Source organism: Acinetobacter genomosp. 33YU, assembly GCF_001990725.1.
GTDB lineage: Bacteria > Pseudomonadota > Gammaproteobacteria > Pseudomonadales > Moraxellaceae > Acinetobacter > Acinetobacter seifertii.
Map to the genome: position 1 here is coordinate 57,181 of NZ_LFZQ01000007.1, position 17,499 is coordinate 74,679.

General features: G+C 38.7%; 18 protein-coding genes and 1 pseudogene. 8 read left to right on the forward strand and 11 right to left on the reverse strand.

The genetic code is table 11. The features are described from left to right. Position 1: 1 nt before the first annotated feature. Both AC056_RS07785 and AC056_RS07790 read right to left on the reverse strand, forming a co-directional pair. Entirely contained in the window at positions 2 to 748 is a 747-nt protein-coding gene (locus tag AC056_RS07785) for an acetoacetate decarboxylase family protein (RefSeq protein ID WP_077163258.1), read from the reverse strand. Beyond that, complete coding sequence (locus tag AC056_RS07790) at positions 745 to 1,548, reverse strand: SDR family NAD(P)-dependent oxidoreductase (protein ID WP_077163259.1); 804 nt, start codon at positions 1,546 to 1,548, stop codon at positions 745 to 747. The genes AC056_RS07785 and AC056_RS07790 overlap by 4 nt, the downstream gene beginning before the upstream one ends. A gap of 107 nt (positions 1,549 to 1,655) precedes the next feature. On the opposite strand from AC056_RS07790, the gene AC056_RS07795 reads away from it, so the two are divergent. Further along, on the forward strand, positions 1,656 to 2,705 hold the full coding sequence (locus AC056_RS07795; RefSeq protein WP_077163260.1) for an AraC family transcriptional regulator: 1,050 nt from the start codon (positions 1,656 to 1,658) through the stop codon (positions 2,703 to 2,705). A 102-nt stretch (positions 2,706 to 2,807) separates the two neighbouring features. On the opposite strand, the gene AC056_RS07800 is transcribed toward AC056_RS07795, so the two are convergent. Then, positions 2,808 to 4,904 carry a TonB-dependent receptor gene (locus tag AC056_RS07800; RefSeq protein ID WP_077163261.1) on the reverse strand — a complete coding sequence of 699 codons (2,097 nt, stop codon included), beginning with the start codon at positions 4,902 to 4,904 and terminating at the stop codon, positions 2,808 to 2,810. A 52-nt stretch (positions 4,905 to 4,956) separates the two neighbouring features. Next, complete coding sequence (locus AC056_RS07805; RefSeq protein ID WP_019458842.1) at positions 4,957 to 5,373, reverse strand: DUF2946 domain-containing protein; 417 nt, start codon at positions 5,371 to 5,373, stop codon at positions 4,957 to 4,959. 191 nt (positions 5,374 to 5,564) lie between these two features. Between AC056_RS07805 and AC056_RS07810 the strand changes: the two genes are divergently transcribed. Beyond that, positions 5,565 to 6,134, forward strand: coding sequence for a TetR/AcrR family transcriptional regulator (locus AC056_RS07810; RefSeq protein ID WP_019458841.1), 570 nt, complete (start codon positions 5,565 to 5,567; stop codon positions 6,132 to 6,134). 141 nt (positions 6,135 to 6,275) lie between these two features. Further along, a complete protein-coding gene (locus tag AC056_RS07815; RefSeq protein ID WP_077163262.1) occupies positions 6,276 to 7,295 on the forward strand; it encodes an MBL fold metallo-hydrolase in 1,020 nt (339 codons plus the stop codon). Between the two features lie 70 nt (positions 7,296 to 7,365). Here AC056_RS07815 and AC056_RS07820 read toward each other — a convergent pair whose 3' ends face one another. Further along, a complete protein-coding gene (locus tag AC056_RS07820; RefSeq protein ID WP_077163263.1) occupies positions 7,366 to 8,064 on the reverse strand; it encodes a type 1 glutamine amidotransferase domain-containing protein in 699 nt (232 codons plus the stop codon). A 155-nt stretch (positions 8,065 to 8,219) separates the two neighbouring features. Here AC056_RS07820 and AC056_RS07825 point away from each other — a divergent pair, with 155 nt between their 5' ends. After that, complete coding sequence (locus tag AC056_RS07825) at positions 8,220 to 8,636, forward strand: MerR family transcriptional regulator (RefSeq protein WP_077163264.1); 417 nt, start codon at positions 8,220 to 8,222, stop codon at positions 8,634 to 8,636. A 75-nt stretch (positions 8,637 to 8,711) separates the two neighbouring features. Continuing rightward, on the forward strand, positions 8,712 to 9,518 hold the full coding sequence (locus tag AC056_RS07830; protein WP_077163265.1) for a type 1 glutamine amidotransferase domain-containing protein: 807 nt from the start codon (positions 8,712 to 8,714) through the stop codon (positions 9,516 to 9,518). Positions 9,519 to 9,585: 67 nt separating this feature from the next. On the opposite strand, the gene AC056_RS07835 is transcribed toward AC056_RS07830, so the two are convergent. The 4 genes from AC056_RS07835 to AC056_RS07850 all read right to left on the reverse strand — a co-directional run bounded on the left by AC056_RS07835 (position 9,586) and on the right by AC056_RS07850 (position 13,672). Beyond that, on the reverse strand, positions 9,586 to 10,161 hold the full coding sequence (locus AC056_RS07835) for a dihydrofolate reductase family protein (RefSeq protein WP_077163266.1): 576 nt from the start codon (positions 10,159 to 10,161) through the stop codon (positions 9,586 to 9,588). A gap of 198 nt (positions 10,162 to 10,359) precedes the next feature. Beyond that, positions 10,360 to 11,427: a saccharopine dehydrogenase family protein gene (locus AC056_RS07840; RefSeq protein WP_077163267.1), complete on the reverse strand. Its 1,068-nt coding sequence runs from the start codon at positions 11,425 to 11,427 to the stop codon at positions 10,360 to 10,362. A 15-nt stretch (positions 11,428 to 11,442) separates the two neighbouring features. Beyond that, positions 11,443 to 12,681, reverse strand: a complete 1,239-nt coding sequence (locus AC056_RS07845; protein WP_077163268.1) for an NADH:flavin oxidoreductase/NADH oxidase family protein — start codon at positions 12,679 to 12,681, stop codon at positions 11,443 to 11,445. Positions 12,682 to 12,841: 160 nt separating this feature from the next. Next, complete coding sequence (locus tag AC056_RS07850) at positions 12,842 to 13,672, reverse strand: alpha/beta fold hydrolase (RefSeq protein WP_077163269.1); 831 nt, start codon at positions 13,670 to 13,672, stop codon at positions 12,842 to 12,844. A gap of 308 nt (positions 13,673 to 13,980) precedes the next feature. Here AC056_RS07850 and AC056_RS19850 point away from each other — a divergent pair. Then, positions 13,981 to 14,070: pseudogene (locus AC056_RS19850) on the forward strand (hypothetical protein); the annotation flags it as partial. Between the two features lie 88 nt (positions 14,071 to 14,158). On the opposite strand, the gene AC056_RS07855 reads toward AC056_RS19850, so the two are convergent. Together AC056_RS07855 and AC056_RS07860 are read right to left on the reverse strand one after the other, a co-directional pair. Further along, complete coding sequence (locus AC056_RS07855) at positions 14,159 to 14,953, reverse strand: TorF family putative porin (RefSeq protein ID WP_077163270.1); 795 nt, start codon at positions 14,951 to 14,953, stop codon at positions 14,159 to 14,161. Positions 14,954 to 15,034: 81 nt separating this feature from the next. Further along, a complete protein-coding gene (locus AC056_RS07860) occupies positions 15,035 to 15,949 on the reverse strand; it encodes a LysR family transcriptional regulator (protein ID WP_077163271.1) in 915 nt (304 codons plus the stop codon). A gap of 100 nt (positions 15,950 to 16,049) precedes the next feature. Here AC056_RS07860 and AC056_RS07865 point away from each other — a divergent pair, with 100 nt between their 5' ends. Together AC056_RS07865 and catC are read left to right on the forward strand one after the other, a co-directional pair. Continuing rightward, the gene (locus tag AC056_RS07865; protein WP_039252198.1) at positions 16,050 to 17,156 is read left to right on the forward strand and encodes a muconate/chloromuconate family cycloisomerase; all 1,107 of its coding nucleotides are present in this window, start codon (positions 16,050 to 16,052) and stop codon (positions 17,154 to 17,156) included. A 23-nt stretch (positions 17,157 to 17,179) separates the two neighbouring features. Next, the gene (gene catC, locus AC056_RS07870) at positions 17,180 to 17,470 is read left to right on the forward strand and encodes a muconolactone Delta-isomerase (RefSeq protein WP_016145449.1); all 291 of its coding nucleotides are present in this window, start codon (positions 17,180 to 17,182) and stop codon (positions 17,468 to 17,470) included. Positions 17,471 to 17,499: the final 29 nt, after the last annotated feature.

A 17,499-nucleotide genomic window follows, 5' to 3' on the forward strand; every position in this document is an offset into this window, starting at 1 on the left:
GTTATAAAACGCGTGGATTAAACTGGCGTAATAAAAATAAGGGCGTGCGTAAACGAGGTATTTGAATCGGTGGAATTAATCCTCCCGACAAATCAACGCGATGTAATCTGGCCTCAATAACTTCACCTAACCCCATATCATGTAAAGGATCGTTTGCAGTGCCTGTAAAACGTAAGTTCATTTCAACCTGACGCACTTCAACTGGGTGCTCTTTCGGGGTAAATCGAACTTCACGTGGTAAACCAATTCCTAATCCACCCGTAATATTCCGATGCGGCAATCCTAAAATTGGAGGTGCATCATGAATGACTTCACCCAGCTTGGCTTCCATTTCAATGAGTGTTGTACCTCGGCGTGAAGCTTTGCTTAAAATGCGTTTGCCATCATTTTCCCAGCTAATTTCACCCATCTTTTTAGGGTAGCCAAGTAATTCACGGCCAATAATCATGGCGCGGTCATCGTCCAAGATCATCCAAGGACAAAAGATTCCTGTTTTATTACCAACTTTAATGTGAACAAATAGACCCGCTTCATGGTAAGCACCCGTATAGACATTTTCGGGAAAATAAGCACAGAACAAATCAGCTCTGGCAGGTTTAACCAGTGTCATTCCAGATGGTAACCAACGTGCCATCGCTTTTTCATCCACTTCAACGACAGCTGTTAAATAGTGGGCATTGTGATAAAGCTTATTGCCAATATTGGCTAAACCCACAGGCACACGTAAGTCATTAATCAACTGTTTCATGAGCTTAATCTCGAAAATACTTGTTTAAGAATGGGCAGCAAAATAATGCGTGGTGTGTAACGCCCTCCAAAGGTTTGAGCCTGCGCCACGAAACCCGGAATCACAATTCGACAATTACGCTCCATTCCCTGAATGGCTTCTTTGGCAACGCGTTCTGCGGTTACCCAAACAAAATTGCCACCGACTCCATCAATTTTGGTAATTCCAGCAACTTCATTAAAACCTGTTTTGGTTGGCCCCGGAGCCAGTAGCGTACAGCTAACACCAGTCCCTTTAAGTTCACTATGTAATGACTCGGCAAAAGAATTGGCAAATGCCTTGGTTGCTGCATAAGTTGCGTTTGCTGGCGTTGGCTGATGCCCAGAAGTTGACCCTACAATGAGTATCGCTCCAGCTTTTCTTTTAATCATTTGTGGCAACACAGTTAAAGTCAGGTCATGAATTGCCACGGAATTAACTTCAACTTCTTCGCGCTCTCGATCTGCATTTAAGTCTTGTAAGCAACCAAAAGTTGCAAATCCAGCGTTATTACAAAGAATGGCTACTTCAATATTTTCTAAATAATCACGAAATTTAGCTCGAGCTGCCCGATCACCCAAATCACATGGATATAAATCTACGGATATTTGATATTCGGCATTTAGTTTTTCTGCGAGTGCCTCTAATTTTTCTACACGGCGAGCCACTAATACTAACGAATAACCGCGCATAGCAAACTGTTTTGCTAGCTGTTCACCAATGCCCGATGAAGCGCCAGTAATCACAACTCGAGAGGAAGCTTGTGGAATAGGTAAGCTCATAATTGATGCTCAAAATACAATAAATTGATTATTCCGAACTTTTAACTTGAGCGTGAGATGTGGATCAGACATACTGATAATCATTTTCGGCCAAAACAAAAAGTAATATGAAAGATCCGTATGGGCTTTCCAAAGCCAGTATTCCTATTTCTTATGCGCATTTGTTATTAGAAATCATGGTCGACAAAGGATTTTCTGCACTTGAGATTTTGAAGAAAAGTAAAATTCCCTTAAATCTTTTAGATCAGCTAGATGCCCGAATTACTCCTGTTCAGTGGTCTAAACTGGCGTGGGAAAGCTTGTTATTGTCGAAAGATTCTGGCTTAGGATATGAATATGGACTAAAACTGCGTTTAACTGCTCATGGTCCGATGGGATATGCCCTTATGAGTAGTCCAAACCTTCGTCAAGCCATTGAGGTTTCAACGCAATTCTTTAACATGCGATTAAAAGATTATCGTATTACTTTGCTTGAAAATAATGAGTTTTCTATTATTGAAATAAATGAAACTCACCCAATTGTCAGCAATCAACCCGAACAAGCTGAAACGCTTAGACGATTTTTTTATGAATGTCTAATGATTGGTGTGATTCAAACTGGCCAATTTCTAATAAAACATGATTTTGCTGAAATCGAGTTATGGGTAGATTGGCCTGAACCTACCTATCACAAAGCCTATCAACACGTATTGCCACCTATTCGCTTTAATCAAGCGACTAATCAAATTCGATATACCCAAAAGCTTCTAGATTTACCCATTAAAATGGCAGATCCGATTGCTTTTAAACAAGCTCTGACACAGTGTGAAGCTGAACAAATTCGTTTTTCAGAGCAAATTAAAGATATATGCCTGACTGTAAAGGCCGAACTAAACTTAAAACCACAGATTGGTTATCCTTCATTTGATGAAATTGCAACTCGCTTAAACATGTCTAGTCGAACATTACGGCGCCATTTGAGCCAAGTCGGTTCTTCATATATTCAACTGCTTGAAGAAGCTCAACAAAAAGAAGCTGAGCATTTGTTACTTCATAGTGATATGGATATACAAGAAATTGCGCTTTATCTGGGCTATATACAACCTACAAATTTCACACGAGCTTTTAAGAAATGGACAGGTCAAACACCAGTTGTATTTAGAAAAAATTCGATATAATTTTCAGAAAGGCACTCTAGTTAGTTGAATTATAAACTTAATAAAATGGGGCTGTGAATACGCCCCATTTTGGTTAAACCTTTCTATTTACTGATTTTTTATTTAAAAACTCCAAGTCATAGATAAGGTTGCCTTTAAAGGTTCACCGGGTTGTACCCATTCATCTGTATAACTTGAAACGTAATAATCTTTATCAAAGATATTATCAACATTCAACTGTACCCTTAAATCTGGGCGCACTTGCATATACCCACCAACATTAACCACTGTAAACTCAGGCAAACTTGTTCCATTATCAATATAGTTGGCACTACGTTTACCAAAGTAATTGATGTTGCCTACTAAGCCAGCTGCCCTTCCAAATAACTCAAACTGATAATCTGCATTTAAGTTTGCAGTGTGCTTAGGAATATTTTTAAGGCGAGCGCCTTTCGCATCGACTTCACTTTCTAAAACAGAAGCTTTCGTTAAAGTATAATTCGCGCCCACATTAAGATGATCGCTAAACTTGTGCTTTAACTCAATTTCAACGCCATGACTTTGGACTCGACCACTATCTACATAACTGTCGGTTATACCTTCAGTCAGTAAGTGTTGTTTATCTAAATCAAAATAAGTTAGACCAAACCAGCTTTGCGGTAAAAATTGGTATTTTGTCCCAATTTCCCAGCTCTTGGTTTTCTCTGGGTCATACAGTCGATTATCTTTATTAAGACCTGTATTTAACTCAAAAGATTTCCCCCAATTACTATAGAAAGAAAGCTTTGTTGTAGGTTGATAGTTCAATCCAACACGTGGACTCAATGGCGTAAATTTTTGCTGAGCCGATATTCCTGTTCTGTAGTCATCAATTTGTTGCTCAAGGCGATTAAAACGCCCTCCAAGCAACAAATTCCATTGATCGTTCAAAAATATCTGGTCTTGTAAGTTCAGTCCCAGCATATTTTGAATTTCTTTGGTATTTTTGGTTGTTCTGGTCAGAGCTAAAATATTTTGCCCGTAAACTGGATTATAAATATTAATCGGGCTAGATGTACCGACTGCATTACGAAGCTGAATTTGGTCAATAGTATAGTGCCCAGCTTCAATGTTTGCGACTACTTCGTGCCTGATTGTTCCTGTATTTAGTTTCCCGCGTAAAATCGACTGGAACTGAAATGTATCTGTTTCAAATTGACGGTAACGTCTAAATCGGTTTGCAGTTTGACCATCTGCTGAAATACTCGAAATTTCAGTAGAGGTTCCTTCCCGTTCGCCATGACCGTAGCTCAAAGCTGTCGTGTTATTCCAGTTTTCATTAAATTGATGATTTAACCGTAACTGGTACAGTTGGTCTTTAACCTTAATATCCCCATCTGAAGGCTCACCTAAAAAGGTCTTTTTGTTGACAACAAATGCCCCGTTTACCATTGGAACACCGCGATCAAACACGCCTTGATGTTCAGAAAATTCCGTATCTAAATTAAGCTGTGTCTGATCTGAAATTTTCCATGCAAATTGTGGGGCAATAAAATAATGCTGACTGTCGACATGGTCTCTGAAACTCTGATTATTTTCATAAGCCAGTCCAAGCCTATAGGCAACAGCATCATTTAATGCACCTGTGCTATCTAGTGAAGCTCGATATTCTTCTAATGTACTGCCACTTAAACTTACTTCATTTTTTGGCGTCCATTCTGGTTGTTTGGTGGTAATGTTCATAATGCCACCTATAGCTCCTTGCCCATACATGGCTGCCATAGGTCCTTTTAAAAAATCGATTGCCTGAACATTCACCATATCTCTTGCAGTATGAATACCGCTTAAAGAACTCAAACCATTACGTAAATAGTTTGTTCCCATGTTGGGGTCGGTACTAAAACCACGAAATGAATAGTTATCCCAAAAACCACCACCATAACTGTCTTGATACACCACACCATTAACTAAAGCTAATGCATCACTCAAACGTTGAATATTATTATTTTTAATATCTTGAGCAGATACATGAGACTTAGTAAATGGAACATCTAATAAACTATGGTCAAATTGGGTTAATGCTGTTGAAGAATTAGAGTTTTCGCCGCTCTCTTCGGCTTTAACCGTAATTTTTTCTAGTTCGGTAATCTGGCTCTCAGGTTTGCTTTGTGCCATGGCTGACATAGAAAATTGAGCAAATAAAATGCTCCACGCAAGTGGATGAAGTAAAAATTTAGACATGACAAACTCTGTTTAGTAATTAAATAGGAACAGACACGTACCTAGTAATGAATTAAGCAAAACAAAGTTGTTTAGGTGGGGCTCGCCCTTGCGGTGAAAGAAATAAGCGTCTTAAATAAAATAATATATAACTTAACGTTGCCAGCATAATAAAGCGAACAACGACACCAATTGCAAACAAGGTGAACTTGAAGCCATCAATATTTGCAATGTGGCTATAGAGATAACAAAAATGACAGCTTAAGCTTGAGTCGTGCTGAACGTTTTTGTTTAAGAGCTTTTCATGAGAATCATTTTTTATATGGTGAGATAGATGTTGTTCAGGTTGCATACTTGAATGATTCATCATTTCACTAATTTGTTCACATACCATTTGCTGATGCATTTCGCTGGGCAATAGGCTTTGCCAGAACACGAGGTTCTGTAGCAATATTGCTAGTAAGCCGATTAAGAGCCCAAACCGATACATGAAAAATTAGTCTCATCAAAGTGCTGTGAAAAATAGCATATTTTTTTTTAATATATTCAGTAATCTTCGACTCTCATCTTCATTTTTTTAAAAATTTTGAATAATTTTTTTACTTATACACAAAAGATAACTTGCTCTTTCTCATTATTTTCATATATGATTGAGTAATCACTCAATTAAAATGTTTGTATATGGCTCGTCCTCGTAGTGAAGATAAACGTAATGCAATTTTAAGCGCTGCTATTGAAACATTAGCAGAGCTTGGCGAACGCGCGTCTACCTCAAAAATTGCAAAAGTCGCTGGCGTGGCAGAAGGTACTTTATTTACCTATTTTAGTAATAAAGAAGAATTGCTTAACCAGTTATATCTTTCGCTCAAGGCTGAGCTACGTCAGGTCATGATGCTTAGTTACCCGATTAACGCTGACCTGCAAACACAAATGTCACATATCTGGCAAAGCTATTTGGACTGGAGTTTAGAAGCTCCGCTTAAGCGTAAAGTCATGGCACAGCTTTCAACTTCGGAACAAATTACCGAACAAAGCAAACAAATTGGCATGCAAACCTTTTGTGACCTCACCCAAAACATTCAAGAACGTATTAACGATGGCAAATTAAGAGATTATCCACCGTTATTTATTGCTTCGATTTTAGGTGCGCTTGCCGAAGTTACACTTAATTTTATTGCCCAAGACCCTTCTCAAGCCGAGCGTTATCGTAAATCTGGTTTTGAAGCGTTTTGGCATGCAGTTTCAATATAGATAAAAGAGTAAGGATGCACGGCGTCCTTATTTTTAAACCAATTAATGAGTGAGTAAATACTCATTTAATTAAATCAAAATAAGTACTTAGCCCAAGTTCTTATTTGCATATATAGGTTTGTTCCAATAAGGAAAAACAAGATGACGATTTCAAACACAACAGACTTGCCTTCTCCCTTAATGCCATCTCAGCAGCACAATGGCAAATTTAGAAATACGCGTCCAAACCAACACAAGCCTTCTTTTGGCAAAACGCTCCAACTCATGTGGAAGTTTCTATTTAACAAGCCAAAAGATACAGTACCCAACAAAGAAATTCCTGTTTTAAGCTTAACCAAAGAACAGCTTTTAACTGCGCCTGACCGCTCTCTATTTCGTTTAGGCCACTCAACCATTTTGTTAAAACTGCAAAATGAGTTTTGGTTAACCGACCCTGTTTTCTCGGATCGTGCTTCACCTTTTCAGTGGATTGGTCCAAAACGTTTCCACCAGCCACCGATTAGCATTGCGGACTTACCACCCATTAAAGGCGTGATTTTGTCGCATAACCATTACGACCATCTCGACTACCATGCGGTTATGCAACTTAACGATAAAGTTGAGCATTTCTTAACACCACTTGGTGTGGGTGACACGCTCATTAAATGGGGAATTCCAGCAGAAAAAGTTCAACAACTTGATTGGTGGGATACTACCCATGTGGATGGACTAAAATTGGTTGCCACCCCTGCTCATCATTTTTCAGGCCGTGGTATGGGCGATAGTAATGCGACCCTTTGGGCTTCGTGGGTAATTATTGATAATGACTTGCGTGTATTTTTTAGTGGTGACACGGGATATTTCGATGGGTTTAAAGAGGTTGGACATCGTTATGGTCCATTTGATTTGACCATGTTAGAAACTGGTGCTTATGACCCTGAATGGCCCGATGTTCACATGCAACCAGAGCAAACTTTACAAGCACATATTGACTTAAAAGGACGTCATTTGTTGCCTGTGCATAACGGTACTTTTGATTTGGCACTTCATGCTTGGGATGACCCGTTTGAACGTATTGTCGATTTAGCTAAAGAAAATGCGTTAGCGATTAGCACACCGCAAATGGGACAACTTTTGAACTTAAACGAGCCGAATGTTGAAAATTATTGGTGGCGTTCATAGTTTGATATAAATAAGCCGAACACTCCATTTGCAGTATTCGGCTTATCTTATTTATAACTTTGAATAATTTTCACGAAGCACTCTTTTCAAGCGTTTCTATAATTGCTAAAGCCGTCTTCTTAGCTGAAAACGGGTTTTGACCAGTAATCAAGTTGCCATCTTGAACGACATAAGGCGCGAATGGAATAAAAGCCTTTTCATAACGAGCGCCATATTCTTTCGCTAACTCTTCGGCATTGTACGGCACTTTTTTCGCAACCCCTGCCAGAACCTCTTCACTCCAAGCAAAGCCTGTTAACTTTTTGCCTTCTATGAGTCGTTTGCCATTTGAAAGTCTGACGTTAAGCAAGCCACAATAGCCATGACAAACACTAGAAACGATGCCGCCTTTTTCATAAATGTTTTTGGTGATTTCTTGCAGTTCAGGGTTATCTAAAAAATCCCACATCACACCATGACCACCCGTATAGTAGATCACGTCATAGTCTTGCCAATGGATATCTGAAGGCTTAAATGTATTTGCCAGTAGCATTATAAAAGATTGATCTTTTTCTCGATCTTTAACAGATTTATCTGCAACTAAAGGCAAAAGTGACTTAGGTTCAATCGGTGTTTTACCACCATTTGGGCTAACAATATCTTGTATATAACCTTGCTTTTCAAACTCATCATAGGCATGGGTAAGTTCGCCTAACCATAACCCTGTTGGTTCATCAACATCCTTATAGCGTGAAATATTAGTCACGACATGTAATATGCGTTTAGACATTTTTTCACCTCATTTCCATATTTATAATTCTATTCTTATATCTATCAAAGCATAGAAAGCTGTTAATGAAAGTGTGTGCTTGGTAAAGTTATGAACCTTGCTTTTAAGTGACTATAAGTCTAAAGTTAACTTAAATGTCAATAGAGTCTATAGCTATGAATATTAGCGAGTTATCGAAATTAAGCGGCTTAAGCACCCCTACAATTCGTTATTACGAACAGATCAAACTCTTACCTAAAGCAAAAAGAAAATCAAATGGTTATCGTGAATATACCGATAACGATTTGAAGCAGCTTTCTTTGATTCAGCAAGCCCAGCAAGTTGGTTTTTCTTTAGCAGAAATTAAAGCTTTTTTGCCTTCAAAAGTTGCCACTTGGAACCATGACTCACTCATCCAAACCATTGAATTAAAAATTCAGGAAATAGAACTTTTAGAACAAAAGCTAAAGGTGAGTAAGCAAAACTTACGTACTATGATTGATGCAATCAACAACAAACCCGATGAAATTACCTGCGAGCAAAATTCAGAACGACTCATGAATCTCTATTTCGACAAAACAAAAACACCGTAATTTCTTCGAGACCTATTGACCTTAAAGTGTACTTTAAACATACGATTGGCTACAGGTAATGAATGAGGACCTGTCATGTTTAAAGTTTGGAATTTTCAGCGTTGGTTAACCATTATTTTTGCCATTTTTTTGACTACACATGTAGTACATGCCGCAGAGTCAGATAAAGCTCAAAGCCTTGCCAAAGCAAATGGAAAAATTTTAGTCGTAATGACCAACCACTCAGCTTATCCTTCTCGTTCAGATAAAACAGGACTTTGGCTAACCGAACTCGCTCATTTTTATGATGTGGCCTTGGCTGCTGGCTATGAAATGGACTTTGTAAGCCCTTTAGGTGGTGAAGTGCCTCTAGATGAACGTAGCCTAAAGTCTATTTACCTAGACAAATCTGCTCGTCAGCATTTAGCCGACCCAGCATTTATGTATCGGTTAAAGACAACATTAGCTCCAAGCGCGATTAATCCTACCCAGTACAAAGCCATTTACTATACGGGTGGTCACGGCACCATGTGGGATTTCCCAAATAATAAAGCTTTGCAAAACATTAGCGAACAGATCTATCGCCAAGGTGGAGTCGTTTCAGCAGTCTGTCACGGCGTAGGTGGTTTATTACCTTTAAAGGATGAAAATGGCAAACCCTTAATTGCAGATAGAACTGTTACGGGTTTTGCAAATATAGAAGAAACACTTTCAGGTATTAAGTCTCAAGTTCCTTTTTCTTTACAAAATGGTCTCATTGAACGTGGAGCAAAATACAAAGAAGCATTTATTCCTTTTACCTCGTATGTGGTTTCAGACGACAGAATTATTACTGGACAAAACCCACAGTCGAGTAAAGAAATTGCTGAAGCAGTGATTAAGCGTTTAAGTACAATTCAATAAATCTAAAAAGACGAATTACAGACCAGCCCTGTAATTCGTCTTTTTCATATAAATATTATAGAAAAAACTAACCAATCTTTTGATAATGAAGAGCTATCGCACCAGAAGCAAAATTTTTATTTTCAATAAGTTTAAGATTGGTCTTTTCTTGAATACCTTGGAATAGCGGCAAGCCACTACCAATTAGTACAGGTGAAACCGTAATTTTATATTCATCAATTAAACCAAGTTGCATCAAATAGTGCGCGAACCTTGGACTCCCCAGAATCACCATATCCTTACCCGCTTTTTGTTTCAGCTTATTAATTTCTTCTTCGACATGGTCTTTTACCAATCTGGAATTATTCCATTCAACTGTATCTAATGTGGTTGAAAAAACGATTTTTTCGGTCTTTTCAATCCACTCAGCATGATTGCGTTCATGCTCTGAAGCTTCTGGATTTGAAAGCATGGTTGGCCAGTAATTATGCATCATCTGGTAAGTCGCACGTCCCCAAATCACCGTATCGGCAGTGCTCAAAATTTCTTTGGCATGATTTGCCAAATCGGCATCGTAAGCAATCCAGCCTATGTCCATTGCCCCATTTGGACCTTCCACAAAACTGTCAAGCGATGCATGTAGAAACAGTATGAGTTTTCTCATTATTCTCATTCCTTTGTTATGAAAAATATTTATCGCTTTTTAGTATATTCAATTTGAATTATTTCTTATGGAGTGTTTTGTTTTCTGTTTTTCTTTTTATCTATAGAAAGCTATATTTACTTGAAATATTTAAAATAACCCGAACAAGAACGACTCCTTATTCGGGACTATCTATAAACGTGCTGTTTTAATGAAGGCTTAATTAATAACTAACGGACCAGAACCCGGCAACTCGGTCACTAGTTTATAACCCATCAGTTTTGCGGGTGTATATGTACCACCATTAACGGTATTTTTGAGTAAATAATTCACCACAGTCACTGAGCCATTTACGGTAAGGCTATACGCGTTTTCCGTTTGGATACGGGCAGTTTTAATTTCCCCACGTGCATTTCTTGCTTCACCCCAAACATAGGTAGGTACTTTCGCGCGAAGCTCTTCATTTGGTCCCACGACTGTTTTTTCAATACGCGACTTAATAAACTTCTGCACAGCATTGATTTTTAATATTGGACGTACATAGTTCATCATTTTCGCACCAAAAATCATTTTGGGAAATGCGGGTACAAATACTTCAATGTTTGGAATACCTGTTGTATAGAACGCTGTAGATACGTCTCCCCATGGAACACTCATGGCACTTTTTTTACCGTCACCAAAATCAATGGTCCGAACATAATGTGCTAATGGAACGGTGGTAATTTTTCCATTTTTACGAATTTTTCCGCCTTCGGCCATGCCTTCTGTACTTGTTTTAGCAGTACCCGGTGAAAACCCTGTTCTAGAGTCAAAACCAAGTGCTAAATGGGTCGCATCTGGCAATGCTTCTTTGAGCGCGGCAGCAACACAGTCTGTCGGGATTACATCGAAACCAACACCCGGACAAAGCACAATATCGGCTTTTTCAGCTTGGCTGTTAAGTGACTGTGCTAATTCAAATACAGCAATTTCACCGGTAATATCTAAATAGTGAGCGCCGACATTTATACAAGCTTCCATCATGGGTTTTGATGTTGCAGAAAATGGCCCTGCACAGTGCATGACCAGTTTAAAACCTTGGAGTTGCTCACTGACCGCATTTACGTTATCAAGTCCAAAAGCTTTATAGTCAAGTCCCAACTCTTGAGCAAGTGCTTCAACCTTAGCTTTGTTACGGCCAGCCAAAGTCGGTTTTAGACCTTGGCGTACAGCTTCACGAGCGATTAATTCGCCCGTGTAGCCATTTGCTCCATAAATTAACCAGTTTGAATCGTTAAGATTTGTCATAACACAACTCACTTTTTAAGAAGCAAATAAATAGTCACGCATGCCTTTTTTATACTGGCGAGTACGGCATGACATCGCTGATTGTTGCAAAATTAAAGCCCAAGCTGGTGAAACATTTGGTTTTGTTTTTTTACCAGCGCTTACATTACGTAATTGGAATTTGACCACAGCCATATTGGCAAGTGAAGCCAATGTTTTATTTTCCCAAGTAATTGGCTTGAGTTCAGGTGAAATATTTTGGCCTTGTTTCCAAGCATTTGGCAAATTGGGTTCAATCGCTAAAGCTGTGGCAATACCGACCATATCTACACCACTTTCAATTACTTTTTCTGCCACTTGTTTACGGCGTATACCACCTGTCACCATAACAGGCATTTTGGCAACTTTACGAATTTCTTGTGCAAATTCTAAAAAGTAAGCTTCACGGGCAAGTGTACGACCATCACGTGCTTGGCCTTGCATGGCTGGCGCTTCATAGCTACCACCTGAAAGTTCAACCAAATCGACTGCATGCTCATTTAACATTTTGACCACTTGCTGAGCATCTTCAGCGCTAAAACCGCCACGCTGGAAATCGGCTGAATTTAGTTTCACTGCAACCGTAAACTGTGGCGAAACTACTTTCCGAACTGCTTCCACAATCTCAATTAAAATACGAGCGCGGTTTTCTAAAGAACCACCCCAACGATCTTGGCGTTTATTGCTGAGTGGAGAAAGAAACTGGCTTAGTAAATATCCATGCGCTGCATGAATTTCCACACCAGTAAATCCTGCTTTTTCACCTAAACGTGCCGTGTTTGCAAAACGCTGAATCACTTCTGCAATCATGGATTCAGTCATTTCGATTGGCGTATTAAAGCGATTTGACATTTTTCCTAAATCTAAAGCAACAGCAGAAGGCGCCCATGTTTGTTGCCCTAAATTTGACTGCATTTGTCGACCCGGATGGTTAATTTGAAGCCAAACCTGAGCACCTTTGGAACGGCTAATTTGTGCCCATTTTTTGAAAGTATCTAGATGCTTTTCATCTTCAAGCACTACACCGCCCGGTCCAGTCATCGCTCGGCGGTCTACCATCACATTTCCAGTAATAATTAGACCTACGCCACCATTTGCCCAAGCTTGATATAAACGCATTAATTCTTCTGATGGTGCGTGGTTTAAATCAGCCATGTTTTCTTCCATTGCCGCTTTAGCAATACGGTTCGGAACATATGTGCCATTTGGGAATACTAATTTTTCGAACACTTTCATTGGAATGACCTCATTCAGTATGGCTTTACTTTAAGGTTAAAGCTAACTTTAATGTCAACACCTTTTCGCACTTCTATATTTAATTAATTGAATTTATTCTTTTTATATAAAAAAAGAGGCACTTAATGTGCCCCTTTTTTTTAAGTTTTGAAACTTTTAATTATTCGCGAATAAATGCCAATAAGTCAGCATTAATCACCTCATGGTTTACAGTTAACATACCGTGAGAAAAACCTGGGTAGATTTTGAGTTGGCTATTTTGAAGTAACTCAGCAGATTTCACACCAGACGTCTTATAAGGCACGATCTGGTCGTCGTCACCATGTAATACCAAAACAGGAATGGTGATTTTCTTTAAATCTTCGGTAAAGTCAGTTTGTGAGAATGCCACAATACCATCGTAATGTGCTTTTGCACTGCCTGTCATACCCTGACGCCACCAGTTAGCAATAATACCTTCTGATGGTTTCGCATCTGGTCGGTTAAAACCATAGAACGGGCCAGATGGAAGGTCTCGGAAAAATTGTGCACGGTTTGTGAGAACCTGATTTTGAAGGTCATCAAAAACTTCTTTTGGTAAACCTTCTGGATTATTTTCAGTTTTAACCATAAGCGGCGGTACTGCGCTGACAAGCACAGCCTTTTTAACGTTTTCTTGACCATGGCGAGCAATATAGTGAGCTACTTCACCACCACCTGTTGAGTGGCCAATATGAATTGCATTTTTAATATTCAGATGCTTCACCACTTCTGCAACGTCATCTGCGTAGTGGTCCATATCGTGACCATCCCACACCTGACTTGAACGCCCGTGCCCACGGCGGTCATGAGCAACTACACGAAAACCTTCTTTAAGGAAAAAAAGTAATTGAGTATCCCAATCATCTGAACTTAAAGGCCAACCATGATGAAAAAATAATACTTGGGCATCGCGTGGACCCCAATCTTTATAGAAAATTTCTATGCCGTCTTTTGTGGTTACATATCCCATCTTTGTTCTCCTAGTGAAAAACTGCTTGTTGATTCGTTATAAGGGTTTAGATAGTTATACTAAGCTTAAAGTTAACTTTAAGGTCAATCACCTTAATTGTATTTTTAAAATCAAATTTATATGAAAGTACCGCCTTAAATTCTTCTCATCTTTCCCCTTTTTTATTTCATTTAAATGTCAAAGACTTTCATCATCAAAATTAAAATCTTGACTTTAAAGTTAACTTTAAACTTATAGTACCCACATTGGCTATTAATTAACATGTCTTAATAAAGACAACGGTAGCTACTCGGTCACTTAATGTAAAGTTGCTAAATGAACTTGGCGCTTCAAAAATTTTACGCTTAGATGTTATAGAAGATGCGCAAGTCGTCCTTAATTTACCGACCTTAATTTAATAAAAATTAATTTTAACTGCGTTTGGAAGTTTAAATTTACACCTAACTTTCAAACGTAGTTAATGAGACCATTATTAATAAATTTAAATTAAAAGACCTTTTTTACAGACACTGTAAAAGTCGAATCGATCGGACTTGAAATAGGTGCGCCTACCTCACCATTGCTATACTTTTTATAATAAGCATTTTTATCCCATGCCTTGGTATAAGCGATTCCTGTAGTCCAACCCTCACCTAAATCTTTAATAAGTTCGGCTTTAACATCCTGAAAATTCGACTCTGAAAAGTTTTTGATTCTTTCATAGCCATAGTGAGCGCCAAAAGTCCAAGTGTCATTAATTGGCTGGGTAAAGTTAAGATCTAAATAACTTGATCCTCTCGACTTTTTACCAGCAGGTCCCCCCATGGTTTTAGAGTTATAACCAGCATAATCTGGTGTGTAAGTCACAAAGTATTTAAGGCTTAAAGGACCATAGCCAATTTGAGGTACGATCTCACCATAGTTATAACTGCTACTCCCCGTTTCTGGTGTACTTTTCGCACCTGGGTAGTAGTAGTAAAAAACCGACATCCCAATTGAAAATTTATCGATTGTTTTTAAATAACCTGTATAAAAATCCCATTCAACCGAGGCATCTCGCAGATAGTTAGAGCTGACACTTGATGCCCAAGTCCCTACAAAAAAACCATTAGGATTGGCATAATCCAATCCACCTTGTAAGGCTGGTTTACCCCATGTTTGTTGGAAACCACGTGAAATATATTGACTAGCAAAAGTAACATTTGCGCTATATGGAGAGGTTTTTTCTTGTTCTTTTAATTGTTCTGCATGTACAACGCTAGTAGACATAATAAGTGAAACTAAACCTAAAATTTTTCTCATTCAATAATTCCTTTTACATATTACCTATAGGTTTAAAGTTTTAAAATAACATGAAATATCCACTTTAAGAACCTTAAAGGTTTATAAATTCAAGTTTCTAGACACATCTTCTTCGCTATAAATCTCTTCAATGCAATCTAAAATTTTAGGAATATAGGAACTTTGATCCATGTTGCGCATGGATAGAGAGATTGGACTATAGGCTTCTAAGTCTAAGATATTTAAGTAAGTTAAATTCTTCATACCAATATCACAGGCACTTTCCGGAATAATACAAATACCTTCGCCAGATGCCACTAGTCCAAGTGCCATATGAATTTCTCGGACTTCTGTCAGTTTGGCTGGAACTAGACCTAATTTGGTAAATAAAGCTTGAATAGTGGTCGAGAAATTCGGTTTAGGTGTAGTTGGATAAGAGAAAATTGTCTCATTAATAATTTGAGATAAATAAATTCCTGAATCTTGAAATTCACTTAATGGGTGTTTTTTATGAATCGCGAGTTTTAACTTTTCTTTTCTGAGCAGAAGCCGCTTAATTGCTGGGTCACTAATTGGCAAGCGACCAAAACCTAAATCGATTTTACCGAGTTTTAATGCTTCAACCTGATCTCGTGTACCACACTCAATAAGCTCAACATGAATGTCAGGATTTTTTTGTCTAAATAGATAAATGACTTGCGGTAATCGCCCATAAAGAAGCGAGCTCACATACCCTACTTTAACAACGTTCTCGACTAGCTTCATTTTTTTAGCCATCGAAGCAGCTTGAGCGGTGTGCGTCAAAATTTGCACCGCATGCTGGTAAAAAAACAGCCCTGCTTCCGTTACTTTTAATGGACGAGAGCCTTTTTCGAATAAATCGATCCCTAATTCTTCTTCTAGTTTTTTGATTTGGCGTGTTAAAGGCGGCTGAGCAATAAAAAGCTTTTCTGCTGCTTTCGTCAGACTCTGTTCTTCAACCACGGTAACAAAATAACGTAGATGTCTTAATTCCATTAATATACCTTTTTAGTATCTTAAAATACCGTTCTATATCTATTTTAGGCTATTACATTCTTCTATGGTATACAAACAAGTTCGTAATAGTTGAAACTTCATGTATAGAACCATAGAAACCATACTTGTGGATATTCCAACTATCCGTCCTCACCAGTTGTCTGTGACTACTATGCGTACCCAGACTTTGGTACTCGTTAAAATTACGACCACGGATGGTATTGTCGGTTGGGGTGAAGCCACCACCATTGGTGGGCTGAACTATGGTGAAGAAAGTCCTGAGAGTGTCAAAGCCAATATTGATACTTACTTTGCACCATTACTGACATCAGTTAAAGATTTAAATGTTGCACAAACCCTCAAACTGATTCGTAAAAATATTAATGGTAACCGCTTTGCCAAGTGTGCCATTCAGACTGCCCTACTTGATATTCAGGCCAAACGTTTAGGCGTGCCATTAAGCGAAGTTTTAGGTGGACGTCTGCGTAATAGTTTACCTGTGCTTTGGACGCTTGCGTCTGGTGACACGGAAAAAGATATTGCTGAAGCTCGCAAAATGATTGAGCTAAAGCGCCATAACACGTTCAAGCTTAAAATTGGTGCACGTCCTTTACAGCAAGATGTTGACCATGTGATTGCAATTAAAAAAGCATTAGGTGCTGATGTTAGTGTACGTGTAGATGTAAACCGTGCATGGTCAGAACTTGAATGTATTCATGGTATTCAACAGCTCCAAGATGGTGGAATCGATTTAATTGAACAGCCATGTGCAATTCAAAATACCGAAGCACTTGCTCGCCTCACCCATCGTTTTGATGTAGCCATTATGGCGGATGAAGCTTTAACTGGACCTGACAGTGCATACCGTATTGCAAAAAATCATGGTGCAGATGTATTTGCCGTGAAGATTGAACAATCAGGTGGCCTGATTGAAGCATGTGAAGTTGGCAAAATTGCTGGTTTAGCTGGAATCGACCTATATGGCGGTACCATGCTTGAAGGCCCTGTAGGAAGTATTGCTTCTGCTCATGCATTTGCAACTTTTGAAACGTTAGCGTTCGGTACTGAATTATTTGGTCCGTTATTACTGACCGAAGAAATTTTAAAAGAGCCACTACGTTATGAAAACTTTGAATTGCATTTGCCAACAGCTCCGGGCTTAGGCATTGAAATTGATGAAGATAAGATTGAGAAATTACGTCGTTAAGGCAACAGGATAAGGAGTTTCCCATGTTATTTCATGTACGTATGGATGTGCATATCCCACTTGATATGCCAGCCGACAAAGCAAATGAAATTAAGGCCGTTGAAAAGGCTTATTCGCAAGATTTACAACGCCAAGGTAAATGGCGTCACATCTGGCGAGTTACAGGCCAGTACTCAAACATCAGTATTTTTGATGTCGAGAGCAATGAAGAGTTGCACAACATTTTACAGGGCTTACCTCTCTATCCATATATGGACATTGAAGTGATGGCACTTAATCGCCACCCTTCTTCTGTTCGTGATGATGATTCGTAAACCAAAAGAATTTTTTAAATGTGATCTCT